Origin of the sequence: Kitasatospora sp. NPDC051170 (genome assembly GCF_044455705.1) — a bacterium.
Taxonomy (GTDB): domain Bacteria; phylum Actinomycetota; class Actinomycetes; order Streptomycetales; family Streptomycetaceae; genus Kitasatospora.
Genome location: NZ_JBITFA010000001.1, coordinates 666,967 through 687,631 on the forward strand (window position 1 = coordinate 666,967; position 20,665 = coordinate 687,631).

General features: G+C 73.2%; 14 protein-coding genes. 8 read left to right on the top strand and 6 right to left on the bottom strand.

Translation table 11 applies throughout. The features are described from left to right. Positions 1-39: 39 nt before the first annotated feature. Positions 40-1,842: a non-ribosomal peptide synthetase gene (locus tag ACIBCA_RS03025; protein WP_396281235.1), complete on the bottom strand. Its 1,803-nt coding sequence runs from the start codon at positions 1,840-1,842 to the stop codon at positions 40-42. A 213-nt stretch (positions 1,843-2,055) separates the two neighbouring features. On the opposite strand from ACIBCA_RS03025, the gene ACIBCA_RS03030 reads away from it, so the two are divergent. Then, the gene (locus tag ACIBCA_RS03030) at positions 2,056-3,312 is read left to right on the top strand and encodes a cation:proton antiporter (RefSeq protein WP_396281024.1); all 1,257 of its coding nucleotides are present in this window, start codon (positions 2,056-2,058) and stop codon (positions 3,310-3,312) included. 146 nt (positions 3,313-3,458) lie between these two features. Here the strand turns inward: ACIBCA_RS03030 and ACIBCA_RS03035 are convergent, their stop codons facing one another. After that, complete coding sequence (locus tag ACIBCA_RS03035; protein ID WP_396281025.1) at positions 3,459-4,508, bottom strand: hypothetical protein; 1,050 nt, start codon at positions 4,506-4,508, stop codon at positions 3,459-3,461. A gap of 53 nt (positions 4,509-4,561) precedes the next feature. On the opposite strand from ACIBCA_RS03035, the gene ACIBCA_RS03040 reads away from it, so the two are divergent. Both ACIBCA_RS03040 and ACIBCA_RS03045 read left to right on the top strand, forming a co-directional pair. Beyond that, complete coding sequence (locus ACIBCA_RS03040; RefSeq protein WP_396281026.1) at positions 4,562-5,041, top strand: TetR-like C-terminal domain-containing protein; 480 nt, start codon at positions 4,562-4,564, stop codon at positions 5,039-5,041. A gap of 94 nt (positions 5,042-5,135) precedes the next feature. Further along, complete coding sequence (locus tag ACIBCA_RS03045) at positions 5,136-6,194, top strand: methyltransferase (RefSeq protein WP_396281027.1); 1,059 nt, start codon at positions 5,136-5,138, stop codon at positions 6,192-6,194. A gap of 13 nt (positions 6,195-6,207) precedes the next feature. Here ACIBCA_RS03045 and ACIBCA_RS03050 read toward each other — a convergent pair whose 3' ends face one another. Continuing rightward, the gene (locus tag ACIBCA_RS03050; protein WP_396281236.1) at positions 6,208-7,134 is read right to left on the bottom strand and encodes a GNAT family N-acetyltransferase; all 927 of its coding nucleotides are present in this window, start codon (positions 7,132-7,134) and stop codon (positions 6,208-6,210) included. A gap of 360 nt (positions 7,135-7,494) precedes the next feature. Further along, positions 7,495-9,636, bottom strand: coding sequence for a hypothetical protein (locus ACIBCA_RS03055; RefSeq protein WP_396281237.1), 2,142 nt, complete (start codon positions 9,634-9,636; stop codon positions 7,495-7,497). 240 nt (positions 9,637-9,876) lie between these two features. Between ACIBCA_RS03055 and ACIBCA_RS03060 the strand changes: the two genes are divergently transcribed. Further along, positions 9,877-10,386, top strand: coding sequence for a hypothetical protein (locus tag ACIBCA_RS03060; protein WP_396281028.1), 510 nt, complete (start codon positions 9,877-9,879; stop codon positions 10,384-10,386). Positions 10,387-10,635: 249 nt separating this feature from the next. Then, a complete protein-coding gene (locus ACIBCA_RS03065; RefSeq protein ID WP_396281029.1) occupies positions 10,636-13,326 on the top strand; it encodes a CHAT domain-containing protein in 2,691 nt (896 codons plus the stop codon). Between the two features lie 219 nt (positions 13,327-13,545). On the opposite strand, the gene ACIBCA_RS03070 is transcribed toward ACIBCA_RS03065, so the two are convergent. Continuing rightward, the gene (locus ACIBCA_RS03070; RefSeq protein ID WP_396281030.1) at positions 13,546-14,082 is read right to left on the bottom strand and encodes a hypothetical protein; all 537 of its coding nucleotides are present in this window, start codon (positions 14,080-14,082) and stop codon (positions 13,546-13,548) included. A gap of 121 nt (positions 14,083-14,203) precedes the next feature. Here ACIBCA_RS03070 and ACIBCA_RS03075 point away from each other — a divergent pair, with 121 nt between their 5' ends. The 3 genes from ACIBCA_RS03075 (at position 14,204) to lanL (ending at position 18,296) form a co-directional block, all read left to right on the top strand. Beyond that, on the top strand, positions 14,204-15,178 hold the full coding sequence (locus tag ACIBCA_RS03075) for an ArsR/SmtB family transcription factor (RefSeq protein WP_396281031.1): 975 nt from the start codon (positions 14,204-14,206) through the stop codon (positions 15,176-15,178). Positions 15,179-15,435: 257 nt separating this feature from the next. Then, positions 15,436-15,612 carry an SflA family class IV lanthipeptide gene (locus ACIBCA_RS03080; protein WP_396281032.1) on the top strand — a complete coding sequence of 59 codons (177 nt, stop codon included), beginning with the start codon at positions 15,436-15,438 and terminating at the stop codon, positions 15,610-15,612. Between the two features lie 2 nt (positions 15,613-15,614). Next, entirely contained in the window at positions 15,615-18,296 is a 2,682-nt protein-coding gene (gene lanL, locus ACIBCA_RS03085; RefSeq protein WP_396281033.1) for a class IV lanthionine synthetase LanL, read from the top strand. A 260-nt stretch (positions 18,297-18,556) separates the two neighbouring features. On the opposite strand, the gene ACIBCA_RS03090 is transcribed toward lanL, so the two are convergent. Next, positions 18,557-20,665: a prolyl oligopeptidase family protein gene (locus ACIBCA_RS03090; RefSeq protein WP_396281034.1), complete on the bottom strand. Its 2,109-nt coding sequence runs from the start codon at positions 20,663-20,665 to the stop codon at positions 18,557-18,559.

The following is a 20,665-nucleotide window of genomic DNA, read 5'->3' on the forward strand; positions in this document are numbered from 1 at the left end:
AGGCCACCGGGCTGCCCGGTGACCTCCGCAGGACGCACGCTAGTTCTCGATGCCGGCGAACGCCTCGGCCAGGGTGTCCGTGGCGAGCACCCGGACGCTGCGCAGGCCGATGCCGAGCCTGCGGCAGGCCGCGGCCAGCTTCATCGCCGTGATCGAATCCCCGCCCAGGGCGAGGAAGTTGTCCGTCGGCCGGACCTCCGCCACCCCCAGCACCTGGGCGCAGGCCCGGTAGGCTTCGGCCAGTCGGCCGCCCCCGACCGAAGGCACCTTGTCCACGGTCGCGGCCAGGCCGATCCGCTCGGCCTCGGCCAGCAGCGCGGCCCGGTCGAGCTTGCGGTTGGCGCTGAGCGGGAGCGCGTCCAGGGCGAGCAGCCGGTGCGGCACCATGTAGGCGGGGAGCCTGCGCTGGAGCTCGGCGCGCAACTCCGGCTCGTCCAGCCGGGATTGACCCAGGCCCACGACGAAGGCCCAGAGCGCCTCCTGCGGCCGCACGGTGCGCACCACCGCAGCGGCCCGTACACCGTCGACGGCCCGCAGCGCGGCCTCGATCTCGCCGAGCTCGACCCGGTAGCCCCGCACCTTCACCTGGTCGTCGGCCCGGCCCAGCACGGTCAGCCGGCCCTGGGCGTCCACCGCCGCCTGGTCCCCGGTGCGGTAGAACACCCGCCCGTCCGGCTCGGACCGGACGAAGCTGCTCGCGGTCAGCTCGGGCAGGTTCAGGTAGCCCCGCGCCAGGCCGAGGCCCCCGATCAGCAACTCGCCCGCGCCGTCCGGCCCCTGCTCCACCACCAGCTCCGTACGGGGGATCGGGCGGCCCACCGGCAGCGGGTCGCCCGGCGCGTAGCCGGCGAGCCTGAACTCCTCGCTCTCGTCGAGCCGTTGGAAGCAGCGGCCGACGACGGCCTCGGCGGGCCCGTAGTGGTTGTAGAGCGAGGCCGACGGGAAGAGCGCGCGCAGTGCCGCGACCTGGCCGGCCCTCAGCACCTCCCCGCCGATCAGCAGCACCCGGGCGCCGGGCAGGTCGCACCGCCCGTCCAGTGCGGCCCGGAGCACCTCGATGTGGGAGGGGGTGAGCCGGACCAGGTCGAGGGTCTGGTCCTGGATCGCCTCCGCCAGGCTCTCGTGCTCGAACTCGACTGGTGCCAGGCGCAGTTCACCGCCGGTGACGAGCGGCAGGAAGAGGCTCGAGAGCGAGAAGTCGAAGCCGAGCGGGCTGTGCAGCAGGCTGGTCACGGGCTTCCCGGCGGCCACGAACTCGGTGACCAGCCACTCCACGTAGTTGAGCAGACCGGCGTGCTCCACCAGGATGCCCTTGGGGCGCCCGGTCGAGCCCGAGGTGTAGATGACGTACGCCAGGTCCCCGGGCGCGACGGCGGCCTCCTCGACCTCACCTGCTACCGGCTGCGCGTCGAGCGGCAGGACCGGCCGTCCGGCGAAGCCCTGCGGGCCGAGCACCAGCGCGGCGTCCGCGTCCTCGACCATGAAGCCCAGCCGCTCGGCGGGCAGCGCCGGGTCCAGGTACAGGAAGGCACCGCCCGCCTTCAGGACCGCCAGCAGGGCGACGACCAGCTCCGGCGAGCGCTCGGCCGACACACCGACCACCCGCCCCGGCCCGACGCCCTCCTGTCGCAGCCGCCGGGCCAGCCGCGCCACGTCACCGGCAAGCTCCGCGTAGCCGATCCGGCGCTCCGCACCGGACACCGCCGTCGCCATCGCCACCGCCACCGCCCCGGGCGTCCGGGCGCACTGGCGGTCGATCAGCTCGACCACCGAGGAGGCGGACGGCGCGACGCCGTCCAGGCCCTTCAGGGAATACCGGACCCCGGCCGACACCTCTGTCATTTCGTCCACAAAACGATTCATCGTTCCCCCTGCTGGACAGTCAACCGTGCCAGCCGATGCTACCCCCTTTCCCTTTCCCTTCGAAGAGTCCGATTCGAATTTCTCTCCCCCCTCCCCCTCCATGGCCGAAAAGGCCCATTCCATCGCCGTATCGCGGTATCGCCGCGTCACCGTATCGCTGTATCGCCGTATCGCTGTGAAAGGCCATTCAAGATGACGTCACACCAGCTCGTCCTCTTCTTCGTCGGCCTGGCGGCCTGCCTCGGCTTCGCCCGCCTCTGCGGCCTCGCCGCGCAACGGCTGGGCCAGCCCGCGGTGATCGGCGAGATCCTCGCGGGCATCATCCTCGGCCCCACCCTGTTCCACGGCGCCCACACCCGGCTGCTCTTCCCCGCCGGTGAGCTGCCCTTCTTCAACGCGCTGGCGAACGTCGGCGTGGCCGTCTTCATGTTCGTCGTGGGCCTGGAGTTCGACCGAAGCCTCCTCAAGGGCCGGGGCCGGGCCGCGGCCGGCGTGGCGCTGGGCTCGATGCTGCTGCCCATGGTGCTCGGCGGCGCACTCGCCTTCGTCCTGGTGCGCAACCACCCCACCCACGACATGACCGGATTCGTCCTCTTCATGGCCGCCGCCATGTCCGTCACCGCGTTCCCGGTGCTGGCCCGCATCCTCACCGACCTGCGCATGCAGGGCACCCAGCTGGGCGGCCTCGCCCTCACCTGCGCCGCCGCCAGCGACGTGCTGGCCTGGTCGGTGCTGGCCGTGGTGGTGGCGGTGGTCGGGAACGGCGGCACGGACCAGTGGCGGCTGGTGCTCTTCCCGCTCTACCTGCTCCTGCTGTTCACGGTGATCGGCCCGCTGCTGCGCCGCCTCTCCCTCGGCCGGCGCCCCGGCAGCGCCGGCAGCCTGACCGCCGTGCTCGCCGGGCTGCTGGTCTCCGGCGCCCTGACCGAGTGGATGGGCCTGCACTTCATCTTCGGCGCCTTCGTCTTCGGCCTGGTCGTCCCCCGGGACGAGTCCGGGCAGTTCCGCCGCGAGATCGAGGGGGGCCTCGGCCGGATCGGCAACCTCCTCCTGATGCCGGTCTTCTTCCTCGCCGCCGGCCTCAAGGTCGACCTGTCCGCCATCGACCCCGCCTCGATCGGCGAGTTCGCCCTCATCCTCCTCGCCGCCATCGGCGGCAAGATCGGCGGCGCCTACCTGGCCGCCCGCGCCTGCCGCATCGCCCGCCGGGAGTCCGCGGCCCTCGCGGCACTGATGAACACCCGGGGCCTGACCGAACTCGTCATTCTCAGCGTGGGGCTGCAGCTCGGCATGCTCGACACCTCGCTGTACTCGCTGATGGTGCTGATGGCCGTCGTCACCACGGCCATGACCAGCCCGCTGCTGACGGCCGTCTATCCGCGACGGCTATTCAACCGCGAGCTGACGGAAACCCGGCAGCGCCAGGTCCCTGAGTCGGCCGAGGTGTGAGTCCGCCCCTTCTACAGGAAATTCAGCTGCCCTTATCTCCCTTGAAAAGAAATGGCCGGCCCTGTGTGGACCGAGTAGGGAATGCGTCATCAGGATCGGCCGCTGGAGTATCGGTCCAAAGAGTTTCCGGCGAGACCTGTACGAGGTCAGGCCACCGACGGCGTTCCGGGCCAACGGTTGTCCGTCGCCAGCACGTCGCCCGGCACCTTCGAACCGGTCTGGCGCCGGAATGCGCCGATCGCCGGGTCCGAGATGGAGACGGTGAGCCGGTAGGGCGGGTCACCGATGACGGTGTTGTGCGAGTCGATCGGGGCCATCAGCTGCCGGGCGACAGCGGAGCCGTCGAACCCCGGGCACAGCGCCTCGACCGGGAGGGTCACCTGCACGGAGGCGCCGCCCTCCGGCCCGACGTGGACGGTGCCACCCGCACCGGGCGCAGCGTCCTCCCCGCTCGTGACCGGCAGACCGTGGGCCCCGGCGACCAGCCCGTCCGGGCCCTCGATCTCCACCGCCACGCCCTGCGGACCGAGCGGCGCCGACAGGTCCAGCGCGTGACCGCCGGGGCCCGGGGCAAGGTTCAGACCGAAGCCGAGGTGCCCGGGGTCCTTCGCCCTCAGCCGCTCGAACCCGTAGGAGCCGAGCGTGAGTTGCGGCCCCGGCGGTGGCGCGGCGGCCATGTCCCCTCCGAGGGCGTACGTGAAGGACGCGGGCGTCGCCGCGAAGTAGTGGAAGCCCTTGGCCCCGCACCTGCTGCCGTCGGAAACCCCGCCGCCGGGCAGCGCGACGTCCGCGACCGGCCGCGGAGACGGGGGCACGGCCCTCGAACCCCCCGGACCGTCCCAGTTCAGCACCCCGTACGGATCCGCCCCGACCATCACCGCCAGCAGCACCGCGAACGCCGTACCCGCGACCACCACCGTGCGCCGCCGCCCGGTCGGCACCCACCACCGCCGCCGCCGCACCACGCCGGCACCCTCCCCCGGCACCCACCGACGACCCCCCGGATCCACCGGCGGCTCCACCCGCCACCGCGCCGCGAGCATCCGCGCCCGCGCACCCTGCTCCTTGACGGCGGCATCCCTCACGAACCGCTCGTCCAGCACGAGCCCCTCGAACGGATCGGACACCTCCCGCCCGGGCACCACCGGCTCCGGCTCACGGGAAGAAGGCTGCTGCGATTCCTCGGCACTCGACACCGCGCCAGTATGCCCATCCCCTCGGACACCCCCGTCCACCACCCCTCACCTCGGTGGCCGCGTACGGCGGCGGCGTATTCGCGGGGCAGGCCGATCTCGTCGAGCGACGCGCACGCCTTCCGCACCTGGGGGCCGACCCCGAGGGCTTCCGGCTGATCTACGGCGACCCCGTCCCCGGCTACCGCGCTCCGGACGGCGGCCCCGCCCCGGAAGCCGCCCGGCGGGTCTGCATCGGCATCGCCGCACTGGCGGACGCCGCCTGGGCAGACGCCGAACAAGCCCATGGGAACAGCGACTTCGACTGGGCCGACTTCGACCCCGGCCTCCTCGACAAGGTCCGCCCGGCCTTCCCCGCCCTACCGCCCGCCGGGGTAGCCCTGGCCCTGCGGATCTGGGGACACCTGCACGGCCTGGTCTCACTGGAGATCTACGGCCACCTGCGCGCCCGGACACTCTCGCCGGACAAGCTCTTCCACGCCGAACTCACCCAACTGGTCCGCTCGTTGAACGTCGACGCCGGCAATCGAGTGTGACGTCGCGAACTCCCGATCATCACGGTGTGTTTGGATTCGGTGACGGCAGGTCAGGATCCCGGTGCCCGAACCGCAGGCCCACCGAGGAGGACGCATGCCGCAGGACGAGGACCGGAGCATCGGCGACGGGGCGGGAGCGACTGCGGAGGAGGGGCTGCGGCGCTCGGCGGCGTTCCTCATCGACGAGTCGCTCGGCTTCGTCTTTCCCGCCGCCCTGCGTGCCGCCGCCGAGATCGGGGTGGCCGACGCCCTCGCGGACGAGCCGGCGACTCCGGCCGAGCTGGCCGCCACCACCAGGACCGACACCGTCAACCTGTACCGGGTGCTGCGCCTGCTCGCGACCCGGGGCGTGGTGGTCGAGGACGATCAGGGGCGGTTCGCGCTGACGGAGGTGGGGCAGGCGCTGCGCAGCGACGTGCCGTACTCGGCGAGCAGTGCGGTGCGGATGCTCACCGACCCCACGTTCTGGCTGCCGGCGGGGCGGATGTCGCACTGCCTCACCGAGGGGACCACGGCCTTCGACGCCGTGTTCGGGATGCCGTTCTTCGACCACTTCGCCAAGGACGCGGAGACCGCCGCCGTCTTCCACGTCGGCATGGCGGCGATGTCCGACCCGGAGAACGCGGCCATCGCCGCCGCCTACGACTTCCCGGAGACCGGGACGGTGGTGGACGTCGGCGGCGGCCACGGCGGGCTGCTGCTCGAGGTGCTGCGCCGCAACCCCGGCCTGAAGGGCGTGCTCCAGGACCGCGCCCACGTCCTGGCCGGCCACCGGCTCGCCGGTGACGAGCGGGTCGCGGGCCGCTGGAGCACCGTGGAGGGCGACTTCTTCGGCGCGGTGCCCGGCGGCGACGTCCTGCTGCTGAAGCGGATCACCCACGACTGGGACGACGAGGAGTGCGTGACCCTGCTGAGCCGCTGCCGGGACGCCCTGCGCCCCGGTGGCAGGCTGCTGGTCCTGGACGCCGTGGTCCAGCGGGACAACGCCCCCCATCAGGCGAAGACCCTGGACCTGCTGATGATGACCTCGCTCACGGGCCGCGAGCGCACCGAGGCGGACTTCGCGAAGCTCCTCGGCCGGGCCGGCCTGCGGCTGTCCCGCGTCCTCCCGACGGAGACGGTGCTCTCCGTGGTCGAGGCCGTCCCGGCCTGAGGAGGCGTCGCCGTCAGCTCCAGGTCATCGTGATCTCCCGCTCGAAGTTGACGTATCCGGCGCGGCGGAAGGCGTTCGCCATCGGGACGTTGCCGAGGTCCGTGGACGCCCGGATGCGGGGGACGTCCTGCCCGGCGAGGATGCGGGTGCCCTCGGCGAGGATCTCGTCGATGTACCCGTTGCCCCGGAACGGGGGCAGGACGGCGAGGTAGGCGATGATCGGGTTGTAGCCGTTGTGGGCCGGGATGACGAACCCCACCGGCTCTCCGTCGGGCAGGGTCGCGACGCGCCACCAGTCGCGTGAGCTGGTGTAGCGCGCCAACTCGTCCTCGTAGTGCCGCAGGGCCGTCTCATGCGGCGGCATCCGGGTCAGGTCGGCGCGGCTGTGGGCGTCCAAGGTCCCGTCCAGGGCCGAGGACATGAGGCCCACGAGCTCCTCCCCGTCGCGGACGGGCCGGAAGGCCAGCCGCCCGTCGCGCTCGGGAACGGCCGTTCCCGGGCGCCACTCCAGGCGCAGCCGTTCGACGAGCGGCCGGGCACCGGTCCGCTCGACGGCGGCCATGCGGTCCTCGACGGCCCTCCTCGACGCCGGGCTCTCGCGCCAGTCGGCAGGCACGAAGCGGCTGTACTCGGGGGGCTGCGCCCCGGCCGGGAGGACGGCGGCCATCGCGGCGCGCAGCAGCCGCACCCCGACGTCCCGGGTGTCCGGGGTCTCGGGAACGCCCTCGGAGATGTCGAGCACGTCCAGGATGAGCGGCGCGTCACCGCCCGGCCGGCTCCACCAGGCCACCCTGGCGAGCAGCCGGTCACCGCGCACGGCGACCCACATCCACTCGGGGCGTCGGCGGCCGGCGGCGAGGTCGTCCGCCAGCTCCCCGTTGAGGGCGTACGGCAGTTGGCAGAAGAGGTCGAGTTCTTCGCGCCCGGTGATCGGACGCATGGTCAGGTCGTACGTTTCCACGGTCAAGGCACACTCCGGTGAAGGTGCCTGTCCGCTCCGGGGTCAGACGCGGTCCGCACCCTGGGAGGAGACAAGCACAGTGATCATGGCGTTCATGGGCTTTATCCCTCCTCTCTCCGTCGTGGCCTCCGGCCCTTGTGCCGAAGTTCCAGCGGTAGGTCTACCGAACCGCGGCCCTCCCCCGCAAACCATTTTTCGGGCCGCCGCCGGCGTCAGCCCGTGATGCGGTCGATCACCAGCCGCTCGAAGAGGTCGTCATGCAGGTCGTCCCCATGCTGCTCGACCGACCGGTGCTCGACCGACCGGTGCGCGGCCGCCGGGTCGCGAGGCGGGGGAAGCCTAGGGTTTGGCCGGCGGCGCCCCTCCAGTGGTCGTGAGGGTGAAGTCGTCCTGGTCGACGACCCGTTGGGTGCGGTAGAACGCGCCGAGCAGGCTGCCGCTCCTCGAGTTCTGCCCTGCGTCGATCATGCAGACGCTGTACCCGGTCGAGCCGGTGGCGATCGGCAGGTCCGCTACGTGGCAGTACTCGTGGACGGTCCGGCCCGGGCCGTTCGACAGGGCCGAGCCCTGGTACGTCGAGGCGAACGGGTACTCGTCGCAGGACCGGCCCGGGAGCTGCCGGGCGGCGTACACCGGGCCGGAACGGGGGCAGGACATCTGCCGGTTGATGTCCCGCTTCACCTGGTCGGTCAGGCGGCTCAGCGGACGGCCGGCGCCGCCGGGCAGGCCGGAGCGGATGGCCTCCTGGACGTGCCAGGTCTGCTCCGGCACGAGGGCGGTCAGCTCGAACGTGGGCGTGGAGCCGGGCACCACGCAGCCCTGCCGGTACTTGCGGGCCATCTTGAAGGTGGAGTCGCAGCGGAAGCCGCTGTACCGGTACGTCCCGCTGTTGGAGGCGGTGACGTTCGGCGCGAGGTTGCCGAGGTTCCAGGTGATCTGGAGACCGGGGCTCCATTGGGTGTTGTCCGGTTTGGTCTGCTGCTTCCAGGTGACCACGAAGGTCTTGACGCTGTTGGGGCTGACGGGCGATCCGCTGGCGGGGCCGTCCACGCTGTAGGCGCCGGTGCCGTAGCCGAGGTACGTCGGCTGGTACACCAAGGTGGGCTTGCCGACCTCGCCCGTGAAGTTCCCGAACTCGACCCGGAACTCCTGCTGGAGCGCGCCGGACTTGTGCGAGCTCAGGATCCCCGACTTCACGGCGTACTCCATCCTCCCGATCTCGGCGCCCTTGGTGTCGCGGACCTTGACCGCGAGGTTGGACCAGGTCGCGCAGGCGTGCTTGCGCTGCACCTTCCAGCGGCTGTCGAACGGGTCCCTGGTGCACCACTCGGGGATGAACCGGCCCTGGGTGTCGGGGCCGTCAGCGATCGGAAGGTCCCGTACGGTGCGGGGCGCGGCGGTGGCCGCCCCCTCCTCCGTGCAGGACTCGCCGGGCCGGCAGGGGTCCAGGCTGCCCGCCTTGTCCTGGGTGACCCTGGCGCTCACCCCGAGGCCCGCGTCGTCGGCGAAGTCCTGCCAGGTCACCGGTTCGGGTTCGTCCACGTCGGTGTCCCCGCCCTCGTCGTCGGGGACGCCCGCGGCGACGGGGTCGGTGGGGAAGCCCATGGTGCCGAACTGGAAGTCCTGGTCCCAGGAGGAGCCGCGGGGGCGCTGGTCGGCGACCGGGTAGCCGTACGGGCCGCGTTCGTAGCCGGACAGGGTCCACTTGTCGAGCAGCCCGCCGCTGACCGGGTGCGCGCCGTAGGCGTCCGTCCAGTAGATCATCCCGTGCTCGAAGCGGGCGCCCCGCCCGATCCCGTCCGGGGTGGCGAACTCGTCGCTCACCGGGTACCCGAGGTAGCCGCTCTCCCAGCCCGCCTCGCCCCACTTGTCGCGGATGGCGCCGCGCACCGCGTACGCCTCGTTGAGCTTCCAGTAGATCGTGGCGTGCTCGAAGTACTGGCGCCGCCCGATGTTGTCCGGGTTCACGATCTCGTCGGAGGTGGGGTAGCCGAGCGGCCCGGCCTCGTAGCCGTTGCGGGCCCAGGCGGCGAAGAAGTGGTTGACCACCGGGTGCGCACCGCCCTGCGGCGACCAGTAGATGGGCCCGTTGACGAACTCGGTGCGCTTGCCGTACCCGCCCGGATTGGTCAGCTCGTTCGACTTCGGGAAGGACAGGAAGCTGTTGGGGCCCCCGAGTTCGTTGTACTTGTCCCGGATCGCCCCGCACACCTCGTACGGCGCCGGCCAGTACACCTGGCACCCCGGCGCCGCGTCCCGCCGGGCCTCCAGCGTCTCCGCCCGGTCCGCCTCCGCCTTGCTGAACCCGGCGGGCACCTCCTCCCGGTCCGACCGCATCTCCCCGGCCGCCACCTCACTCCTCGGCACCGCGGTCGGACGCCAACCCGCCCCGGCGGGCACCGCGTTCGCGACCGTGGTCCCGCCCGCCATCGCCACCACCATCGCGACCGCCAGGACCACGGGCAGCAGCAGACGCCGCATGAACACCACCGATCCCCTCCCTCCTCCACCACGCGGCGGGACCGGTCCCGCCACCCGTGGACAGTAGACCGCACGTGTACTGTCCATGACAGTCACTCACTCGGGTGAATCTCCGGTGAATCTCCGCAGCCGGAGGCCCGGCCCGAGCGGCCGGCAAGCGGGTGAGAAGCGGCCAAACCGGCCCGATCCCCGCAAAAGAGCGGTAAGTTGACCGCTGCCGACCGTGGGGAGAACTGCGACATGACCATCGACCAGGCTGCCCTCGGCAGCGCCGTGAAGGCCGTCATCGCCGCCGCGGGTGGCGATGACACGGAGGCGATGTACGAGGCCGTGATGCCGCCCGCCGGGGTGGACACGCCTCCGGCGGAGGCGGCCAACTGGTTCGGGTTGCTGCTCGTGCACCTGGCGCTCACCGCGGCGCGGGCCTCGGGCCTGGAGCAGGGATGCTCGCGGGAGGGCGTCGCGGAGTGGATCGGTGACGTGCTGGGCCCGCTGCCCACCCCGGCGCTGCTGCGTGGCGAGGACCCGGGGCGCATCGACCACGTCGAGGCGGTGAAGGCCGTGGAGGCCTACGCCCGGTGCCGCGAGTACGCCGTGGACCTGGTCCGGATCGGCCTGACCGACCCGGACGAGGACCCGGACCCCCGGGGCGTCGACGCCCACTGCACGGTGACGAACGAGAAGCGGACCCGGATCACGGTGATGGCCCTCCTCGGCCGCCTCGCCGCCGACCCCGGCGCGCGGGACTGACCGCACGCTCCGGCAGGGCGGGCGGGCCGGCCGCCGGAGGCGATCAGCTCGCGGCGGGCCTGCTCCTCGGTGGTGCAGCCGAGAGGGCCACCCTCGGTCGCGAGCTGGTCCCGCCCTCCACTCCCCCGGTCTCTCCCGGGCTCTCTGGGGCTCTCCGGGGCAGGCGTTCTCCGGCCAGTCGATCACCCCCTATGCTCTGTGCCGAACGGGGCTGGCCAGTCGCCGCCTCCGGTAGCCGGGGCGGGGTTTGTGACAGATCGTCTGCTGGTCGAGTGCGGGGCTGATGGGCTGGTGACGGTCCGGGAGTGGCCCTCGGGTGAGCTCTATCCGACGGTCGCCGCTCCCGCGGCTCCCCTGCGGTGGCCCCTGGACAAGCACGACCTGGAGGAGCTCCGCTGGTACCTGGAGCAGTACCTGAGCTCGCCGTTCGGGGTCTACGGCGAGCGCGGGAGCGCGGTCGAGGCGCGGCTGCCGGTCTGGGGCGCCCGCATCTTCAAGGCGGTGTTCGGCTCCGGCCCGGCCCGTGACGCCTACCTCCGCGCCCGGGAGCGGGGCGGTCCGACGGAGGTCGTGATCCTCTCCGCCACCACCGGGCCGCTGGGCCTGCCCTGGGAGCTGATGACCGACCCGGCGCGGCCCAGGCCGGTCGCCCTCGACCGGGTGACCTTCTCCCGGGGCCTCCTCACGGCCCAGCCCACCGAGGTGGCGCGGGTCAGCGCCTCGCGCCTGCGGGTCCTGACGGTGGTCTCCCGGCCGGACGGGCCGCAGGACATCGGCTACCGGATGATCGCCCGACCGCTGCTCCGCCGTCTGGCGCCGCTGCGGGAGGAGGTCGACCTGGTCGTGCTGCGCCCGCCGACGCTCGACCGCCTCGCGGAGGTGCTGGCCGAGGCCAGGGCGGCGGGCGAGCCGTTCCAGATCGTGCACTTCGACGGGCACGGCGTCTTCGAGCACGCCCAGCGGCCCGTCGACCGCTTCGCCCCGCGCTCCTTCGACGGCCAGGGCCCGCAGGGCATGCTGGCGTTCGAACACCCGACGGGCGGGCAGGATTTGGTGCCGGCCGAGCGGGCGGCCGGGGTGCTCGCCCAGGCCCAGGTGCCGATCGTCGTCCTGAACGCCTGCCGGTCATCGGCGGCGGTCGGTGCCGGGGTGGAGGCCGTGGTCGCGACGCAGCTCCTCCAGGAGGGCACCGCGGCCGTCGTCACGATGGCCTACAGCATGGACGCGGGGGCCGCCGCCGAGTTCATGGCGACCTTCTACGAACGCCTGCTGGCGGGCGACCGCGTCACGGAGGCCGTCGCGGAGGGCCGCCGGAGGCTCGCGACGGGCGACCAACGGCCGTCGCCGAAGGGGCAGTTGCCGCTGGCCGACTGGACGGTCCCCGTCCTGTACGCCCGCAGCGAGGCCGGCTTCCCCTGGCTCCGGGGCGCGGGGCTGGGCCCCGCAGCGCCCGTGCCCGAGGAGCAGGAGGACCCGGACCTGGCCGCCGAGGGCGAGTTCGTCGGACGTGACGCCCTCTTCCACACCCTGGAGTCGGCAGTAAGGCTGCACCGCGTGGTCCTCCTGCACGGACCGGCCGGCACCGGGAAGACCGAACTCGCCAAGGCGTTCGCGCGCTGGTACCGCGACACCGGCGCGATCGACGCCCCGGAGCTGGTCGTCCGGCACTCCTTCCACCCCGGAGTCGCCACCTTCGGCCTGGACGGGGTGGTCGACGCCGTCGGGCAGCGCCTGGGCGACGAGGACTTCCCGCACCTGGACCGCGCCGCACGCCGCGCCCGGGTCGAGCACGCCCTGTGCACCCGGCGGATGCTGCTGATCTGGGACGACTTCGAGGCCGCGTACGCGATGCCCGACCCCACCGGGGCGACCCCGCCGCTCTCCGAGACCGAGCGGACGGAGCTGCGCGCCTTCCTCGCCCGGGTGGCCGCAGGCGGCCGCAGCGCCGTCCTCGTCACCAGCCGTACGGAGGAACAGTGGCTGGGCGCCGTCCGCCGGATCGCCGTCCCCGGCCTCGAGCCCGAGGAGGCGCACGAGTACGCCGACCAGCTGCTCGGCCGCTACCCGCAGGCCCGCCGCCGACGGGAGACGCGCTCCTTCGCAGAGCTCCTGCGTCGACTGGACGGACACCCGCTGAGCCTGCGGCTGGTCCTCTCCCACCTGGAGAGCACGGACGCACGGGACCTGCTCGACGCCCTGCTCGACGCCCTGCGGGGTGCCGCTCCCCCGCCGGGATCCGCTGTCGACAGCCGGACCGCCTCCCTGAGCGCGAGCATCGCCTACTCCCTGGGCCACCTGTCCGACGCCGACCAGCAGGCGCTCACCGTACTCGGGCTCTTCCGGGGCGTCGCGGACAGCAACCTGCTCGCGGCCTACTCCCGCGTCCCCCGGTGCCCGGAGCCCTTCCGGTGGCGCAGCGCGCAGGAGTGGGACGGCCTGCTGGCGCGCGCCGCCCGGGTGGGCCTGCTCACCTCCCTCGGCGCCGGCCGGTACCGCATCCCCGCTGCCCTGCCGGCCCTTCTCCAGGCAAACGGCAGCGCCGTCGACTCCTGCGCCGTCGACCGCGCGTTCCTGGAGACCTGCGGGATGTTCGGCGCCTGGGTGACGCAGAAGGCGGAGGGCGGAGAGGCCGAGCGCGCCCTCGCCCTGCTCCACCACAACAGGCTCACGCTCGGCGCCGCCCTCGGGCACGCCATCGCCCGGGGCTTCTGGGAGGACGCCCGGTTCATGGCCCAGGCGCTGCACCGGTACTGGGAGCTCCGGGGCCTGTTCGCGGAACGGCAGGCGTGGGCGGACCGCGTCCGCCTGGCCGTCGAAACCATCGAGACCGCCGAGACCGCCGAGACCGCCGACGGCGAGCCTCCCGCCGAGGGCACAGCCGCGCGGGCGCTGTGGCTGCTCATGACCCCCTCGCCCGCAGGAGGCCGGCCGCGCACCTGACCGCGACCGGCCCTCCCCACCGCGCGTCAGACGGCGACGGAAGCCTCCTCGGCCGCAGGTTCCGTGACAGCCGCCGCGCCACGCGACCGTGGCGTTGCCGTAGCGGTGTTCGGTCGGCCGGGTCTGGGCCTCCCGGCCGCCGCTGGTCGGGTAGTTGGGCACGAAGCCGCCGACCGAGCTGAACGGGTACGGGCCGAAGTAGCCGCCGAGCCGGGCCCCTCAGCCGTGGCATCCCTGGCTGTAGGAGGACGCCCCGCCGTCGTTGAAGTTGTAGCCGTTGCTGTAGTCGTGCCAGCCGGAGATCCACTCCCCCCGACAGGCGTTGTACGTCCAGGTCACCCCGGCGGTGAACACCTCCGTCGGGTTCCCGTAGATGCTCGTGCTGGGCGACCAGTAGTCGGCGTACGAGGTGTTGTTCGGGTAGTTGTACTCGACCAGCACGTTCTGGGCGGTGCTGTCGGCGTTCCTGCCGTTGTCGACCCAGAGGCGGACGTTCCACCCCGAGTGGCCGTTGCGGAACGAGTCGGCCACGTGGAAGTGCGACCGGGTCGCGTGGCAGCCGGGCGAGTACTGGAGGTCCACGTAGCCGACGTAGCCGTAGAGGTTCACGTTGCTGCTGCTGACGGAGTAGTAGTCGGAACAGTCGTACAGGGCGGCGCCGGGCGCCGTCGCGGCGGTCGCCGAGGGTGCGGCGAGAGCGGAGAGCGCGAGGGCCGCGCCGACGGCCAGGGTCTTGGCGATACGGGTCGAGCGCATGGGCTGGTACCCCCTGTGTGGAAGCGAGTTGTTGCTGCGGACACACCAACGATCGACGGCCCGCACCCCGACGGCTAGGCTTTTGCACGCCGACGCAAAGGCTCCGCGACGGGGGATGCCGTTGATACGGATTCGTCTGACGCCCGACGACCTCGACCGGATCCAGGTCGCCGACACACCCGACCTCGGGTACGAACTCGCCCTGGCGGGCCAGCACTTGGCCGGGCAGGCACCGAACAGACACCTCACCGCGTGGCGCCGCGAGGTCGCCCGCACCTGGAACCCGCAGCACAACAGGCTGTTCGACCTGTACACCGATCTGTACCTGCCGGCCTTCTTCGAAGAGGCGACCCTGCCCGCGCCGACCCCGATCGATCCGCAGTCGCCGCCCGCCGTGGCCCACCTGCGGGACCTCGCCCGGTCCGGCGCCCTGACCCCCTTCACCCGGGGGCTCGCCGACGGCCACCCCCGCGCGGTCGCCGACCTGACCCGGATACTCGCCGGCCTGCGCACCACCGCACTGGACCCGTACCGACGGCGCGTCACCTCCGTCGTCGCGACGGCCGCCGCCGGGGCCCTGACCCGCGCCGCCGTCGGCGGCCCGGGCGAACTGCTCAACTCCCTGTGCCCTTCGGTCCGCTGGGACGGCCGGATGCTGCGGCTGAACACCAACGTCGAGGCCGAGGAGCCTCTCGAAGGACGGCCCCTGATCCTCCAGCCCTCCGCCCTCGCGACCCGGATCAGCTTCAACCCGCTCTCCGACGAGGTCATCATCAGCTACCCGGCCGCCACGGCCCCCCTCACCCGCGACCCGCAACTCCGCACCCCGCCCCGGGCCCTGGAGTGCCTCCTGGGCCCGACCAGGGCGGCGGCCCTGGTCGCCGTGGTCAGGACACCGGCCCTGACCACCAGCCGGCTCGCGGCCGCCCTCGGCGTCTCCGTGGCGGCCGCATCGCGCCACGCGTCCGTCCTCCGCGACTCCGGCCTCATCGCCACCACCCGCAACGGCCAGTCCGTCCACCACCACCCGACCCGCCTCGGCCTCGACCTCGCCCACGGCGCAGCCGCCCAGGACCCTTCGGCCCCGGGCGGCTGAGGCTCCTCAGGACCGGTCCACGACCAGCGCGAGCACTCTGGACACCCGCCACTCCGGCCCCGCCGACCACCATGGCCGAAGGTGGCGAAACCTCCATATCTGTGAAGCCGCTGTAAAGTTGGCAGTCCCTGACCTCTTGTCAGAGACACCCTTCCTCCCTACCTTCGTGGATCAGGACCACGGCTCAGCAGGCTGTCGGTCCGCAGCGGTCGCGACCCGCGCCCTCACCCGTGCATGACAGGACTTGGAGGCGTCACATGCCCGTAGCCATGATCGAACTCCCGAAGGTCGACGAGTTCCGCAACGCCGGCCCGCTGGTGGTCGACGACGAGGCCATCGTGTTCGAGGACGACGACCGCAACGACCACGGCGCCACCGCCTGTCTTGCCGACCCCTGGGTGACCGCCACCACCCGCTTCGCCTGCGGGGACTAGGGATGCTCCGGTCCATCGCCGGCCGCAGCGGGTGGTCGGACGACAAGTGGTCGTATCTGAACGATCCGCGCATGCCGGCGATGGACCACGGATGGAAGCTCCACATCTCGGCCCGCCCCGGCGGACTCGAGGCTGTGACCGGTCTCGTCCTTCCGGTGCTGGAGCGGTTCGTCTGCCACGCGAAGTTCGCCCGGAGCCCGCAGGTCCTGCGTGAGATCAACTCCGGCACGGCGAGCGCGGGGGTGGTCGGCAAGGCGATCACGGTCTACCCGGTGACGGGCACCGTGGTCGAACTCGCCGAGGAACTCGTCTCCGTACTGGGCGGCCGGGAGGGCCCGCAGGTCGTCAGCGACCGACGGGTCGACCCGCAGGCCCCGGTCTACTACCGTTACGGGCCCTTCACGGGCGCCTACCGCACCGGCCGCAGCGGACGGTTGGAGTCGGTCATGGTCGGGCCGGACGGCCGGCTCTTCGACGGACTCGCCGGCGGTTCCTACCGGTGCCCCCCGTGGGCCGAGGACCCCTTCGCCGACCGGCGGCGCAACGCGAGCGCGGCCGGGGCCGGCGGCGGGCCGTCGGCGCCCACGCCCGGGATGGGCGGTGGACGCTACCGGGTCACCGGCGGCATCGTGCGCAAACCCGAGGGCAACGTCTACCGGGCCCTCGACCGGGCCACCGGGGCGTCGGTGGTGATCAAGCAGGCCCGGGCCTTCGTGGCCGAGGACGAATCGGGCGCCGACACCCGCGACCGGCTGCGCCACGAACGCACCGTCCTCGCCGCGCTCGACGGCGTCACCGGGGTGCCGCGCGCACTGGACTACTTCGGGCACGAGGCCGACGAGTACCTGGTGCTCACCGACTGCGGCGATCGGAACCTGCGCCGGGACGTCCGGGACGAGGGGCCCTACGGGGACCGTGGGCCGCACCCGGGCGACGGGGATGCCCGACCCCCGCGCGGGCTGCGCGAGTTGGCCCTCGGGCTGCTGTCCGTCCTCGACGACGTCCACGAACGGGGTGTGGTCGTCCGCGATCTGAAGCCCGACAACGTCGTGCTGGACGCCGCCGGCCGGTGCCGGTTGGTCGACTTCGGGATCGGCGAACTCCACGGCACCGGTCCGGATGGCGCAACTCCCGGATACAGCAAGCCGGTTCGGCGCGCGTCCGGACCCGCCGAAGCCGCCGACGACTACTACGCGCTGGGGGCGACCCTGTACTTCGCCGCCACCGGTCTGGATCCGGTGATCGTCGACGCGGACGCCGGGGTCAACCGGGAGCGCACCCTGGAGGGCCTGGCATGGGCCCTCCCGGGTGACCGGCACCGGTGGATCCGGGCGGTGATAGGGGAGTTGACGAGCCTTGACCCCGCCCTACGCGGAGCCGGCGCCGAACGGCTCCGCGCCTTGAGGACCGAGCCGCCCACAACGCCCACCGCGCCCACCGCGCCCACCGCCCGAGCCGCCCGCGCCACCCGGGAGACGCGCCGGACGTCCGGGGGCCCGCAAGGCATGCGGCTCGACGCCGGACTGCTCGCGGAGATCGTCGAGCACACGACGGCGTTCTGCGTCGACGAGGCATACAGGATCGTCGATCCGGCGCTCGCCGCCCGCGCGGACATCCCGACACCGATCGACGTCTACGGCGGCAGCTCGGGACTCGGACTGGAACTGCTGCGCCACACGGACCGGCCCGCCGTACGCGAAGCCGTGGACGCGCTGGCGCAGTGGACGGCGCAACAGACCCGGAGCCTGTCCACGGGCTTCTACTCGGGCCGCACCGGCGTCGAGCTGTTCCTCGCGGAAGCGGAGGTGGAGGCGGAGGCGGTCGCGGTCGGCAGGGCGCGAGCGCCGCGCGCCGATGAGCCGGGGGACAGCGCCGCGCCGCCCACCCGGGGCCCGGACGGCGGACCGCCGGAAGCGGACATGATCGAGGGCGTCGCCGGCATCGGCGTCGGCCGCCTGCTGCTCGCACGTCAGGCGCGCGGAGCAGGCGACCCCGGCCTGGCCGACCGGCACCTCGCCGTCGCCGCCGAGTGCGAGCGGATGCTGGCCGAAGGCCGGGCCCGGCTGACGCCCGTGGACACCGAGCGGGCCGGTGACGCCGCGCTGCGCGAGGGCCTGGCCCACGGCACGGCGGGTGTCGCGTACTTCCTGGCGGAGTACGCCGGTGCGACCGGGGATCCCGAGGCGACCGACAGGGCCCGGTCGGCGTGCGCGCGTCTGGCGGCCCTCACACCGGACATCCTCGCGGCGGCGACCGCACCGGCCGCGACGCGACGCTACGGCTCCTGGTGCCGCGGGCTGGCGGGAATCGGGGCGGTGCTGCTCCGGACCGCCGACCGCCTGGGCGAGCCGAAGCACCTCGTCCTCGCCGAGCGAGCCGCGCGCACCTGCGCCCTGCTGGCGCCACGGATGCCGTTGGTCACGCAGTGCTGCGGCCTGTCGGGTGTCGGCGACCTGATGGTGGACGTGGCACTGGCGACCGACTCCGAGGAGTTCTGGGAGGCGGCTCGGACCGTCGCCGCGATCATCCTGACCCGCAGCGGCGGCACCCGCTCCCGACCGGTCTTCCCGGACGCGAACCTGGCCGGAGCGAGCGCGGGCTGGGCCGGCGGTTCCGCCGGCGTACTCGCGTTCCTCCGGCGCCTGCACGAGCAGGGCGGACCGCGGCTCGGCCTGATCGGCTGACACCCCGGAACCGCGAGGTGCCGGTCCGTGCATTCCGGCGGCGGGCCGTACATCCCGTCGGCGGGCCGGGCCACCGGGGGTGGGTCCTCGGGCCCTGGACGCGGAGGCGGTGATCATGACGCCGAGCGTCTTCGTCGACCGGGCCCTGTTCTGCACCGGGGACCCGCCCGGCGTGCCGGCCCCACGTCCTGCGCTGATCGTCCGTCCCGCCGCGCAGGTCGATCTCCCGTCGGCGCAGGAGCATCCGCTGATCGGCGCCGTCAGAGGGGCAGGCCCAGGCGGTCGGCGAAGAAGGCGAGCATGTCGGCGAACAGCTCGGTCAGGCGGGTGGTCGAGCGGGCGCCGTGGCCGGCGCCGCGTTCGAGGCGGAACAGGACCGGGTGGGCGCTGGTGGTGGCGGCTTGGAGGGCGGCGCACATCTTGCGGGCGTGGAGGGGGTCGACGCGGCTGTCGCCGTCGAAGACGGCGAGGAGGACGGCGGGGTAGGCGGTGTCGGGGCGGACGTGGTGGTAGGGCGAGTAGGAGAGGAGGCGGCGCAGCTGGGCGGGGTCGGCGGCGGTGCCGTACTCGCCGACCCAGCTGGGGCCGAGGCCGGAGAGTTCGTAGCGGGCCATGTCGAGCAGGGGGGCCATGCAGACGGCGGCCGCATAGGCGTCCGGGCGTTGGGTGAGGGCGGCGCCGACGAGCAGGCCGCCGTTGGAGGCGCCCCAGATGCCGAGCCGGTCCCGGGTGGTCCAGCCCGCCGTGACCAGGTGGTCGGCGGCGGCGTGGAAGTCGTCGAAGGTGTTCTGCTTCCGGTCCCGCATGCCGGCGCGGTGCCAGTCCTCGCCCTCCTCGCCGCCGCCGCGCAGGTTGGCCACGGCGTAGACCCCGCCGGCCTGGACCCAGGCGACGGCTTCCGGGGAGTAGACGGGCGTCATCGACTGGCCGAAGCCGCCGTAGCCGGTGAGGAGGGTGGGGCGGGGGCGGTCGGGGGTGCCGGTCGGGGAGATGACGAACATCCGGACGCGGGTGCCGTCCTGGGAGGTGTAGGTGGTCTGGACGGTGTGGGTCGTCGCCGCCGCAGGGCCGGTGTCAGGCCCGGTCGCCGCCCGCCAGGGGTCGAGGGCCCCGGTGCGCGCGTCGTAGCGCAGCGCCGTGGGCGGGGTGGCGAAGCCGCTGTACAGGAACCATGCCTGGTGCGCGTCGCGGGCGGCGACGCGGAGCTTGCCGACGCTGCTGCAGGGCGGGACGGGCAGTTGGCCGAGCGGTCGTCCGTCGGCCAGGTCGTGGACGGTGACCTCGCCGACGGCGTGCCGGGTGCGGGCCACCAGCATCACCGGGCGGGCGAGCTCCGGCCCGTCGAGGACGACGAAGTCCTCCAGGACGGCCTGCGGGTCCTCGGGTATCAGGTCGGTCCAGGTGTCGGGGGTGGGGCGGCCGGGGCCGGTGACGACGATCCGGCCGCGCGGGGCGTCCAGGTCGGTGGTGAGGTGGCAGGTGCCGCCGGGTCCGGTGCGCGGGTGGAGGACCGTACGGGCGTCCAGGCCCTCCTGGACGGTGCGCCAGCGGGGTGCTTCGGGCGGTCCGGCGGTGAGGTCGGCCAGCCAGAGGTCCCGGCGGGGTGCGGTTCCGGCGGCGGCGCTGACGGCGAGCCACCGCCCGTCGGGGCTGATGCGGACGGTGTAGTGCTGGGTCTTCTCCCGTCCCGTGCCGAAGACCACCGGGTCCTGCTCCGGGTCGGTGCCGATGCGGTGCAGCCGGACCCGCCGGTGGTACTGGCCCTCCCCCGGGTTGAGGTCGGGGTGCAGGCGGCGGACGTAGTAGAAGCCGGTGGCGTCCGGCAGCCAGGCGACCGTGCTGCGGCGGACGCGGTCGATCGGGCCGTCGAGCTCCCGGCCGGTGTCCACGTCGAGTACCAGCAGGGCCGCGTTCTCGGTGCCGCCGGGGGCCAGCTGGTAGCTGAGCAGCCGCCCGTCCCAGGACGGCTCCCACTCCTCCAGGGTGGTGGTGCCGCTCGGGTCGGCCCGCACCGGATCGACCAGCACCCGGACGGTGCCGTCGGGCTCGACCACCACCAGTTCGGGGTGGTCGGCCCCCGGACGGTTACGGGTGAGGAAGAGCCGCTCGCCCGCGGGCCGGGGAGCGGAGCGTGCGCCGAGGCGCGCGTAGAGGTCCCGCAGCCGGGCCTGCGAGCGCTCCCGGGCGGGCCAGCCGTCGGCGGCGGCCCGGTAGGCAGCCTCCTGCTTGGCCGTCCACTCCAGGACCGCCGGGTCCTCGGCGTTCTCCAGCCAGCGGTAGGGGTCCAAGGGGTCCGAGAGGTCCGAGGGGTCCGAGAGGTCCGAGAGGTCCAAGGGGTCGTCCGAGGAGTCCGAGGGATCTGACGTCAT

Bases quoted from the DNA above. Each gene is read 5' to 3' on its own strand.
- lanL (WP_396281033.1), top strand. From the start codon at position 15,615: ATGCTCCGGTCCATCGCCGGCCGCAGCGGGTGGTCGGACGACAAGTGG.
- ACIBCA_RS03055 (WP_396281237.1), bottom strand. From the start codon at position 9,636: ATGCGGCGTCTGCTGCTGCCCGTGGTCCTGGCGGTCGCGATGGTGGTG.
- ACIBCA_RS03025 (WP_396281235.1), bottom strand. From the start codon at position 1,842: ATGACAGAGGTGTCGGCCGGGGTCCGGTATTCCCTGAAGGGCCTGGAC.
- ACIBCA_RS03045 (WP_396281027.1), top strand. From the start codon at position 5,136: ATGCCGCAGGACGAGGACCGGAGCATCGGCGACGGGGCGGGAGCGACT.
- ACIBCA_RS03030 (WP_396281024.1), top strand. From the start codon at position 2,056: ATGACGTCACACCAGCTCGTCCTCTTCTTCGTCGGCCTGGCGGCCTGC.
- ACIBCA_RS03090 (WP_396281034.1), bottom strand. From the start codon at position 20,665: ATGACGTCAGATCCCTCGGACTCCTCGGACGACCCCTTGGACCTCTCG.
- ACIBCA_RS03070 (WP_396281030.1), bottom strand. From the start codon at position 14,082: ATGCGCTCGACCCGTATCGCCAAGACCCTGGCCGTCGGCGCGGCCCTC.
- ACIBCA_RS03060 (WP_396281028.1), top strand. From the start codon at position 9,877: ATGACCATCGACCAGGCTGCCCTCGGCAGCGCCGTGAAGGCCGTCATC.
- ACIBCA_RS03080 (WP_396281032.1), top strand. From the start codon at position 15,436: ATGCCCGTAGCCATGATCGAACTCCCGAAGGTCGACGAGTTCCGCAAC.
- ACIBCA_RS03050 (WP_396281236.1), bottom strand. From the start codon at position 7,134: ATGCGTCCGATCACCGGGCGCGAAGAACTCGACCTCTTCTGCCAACTG.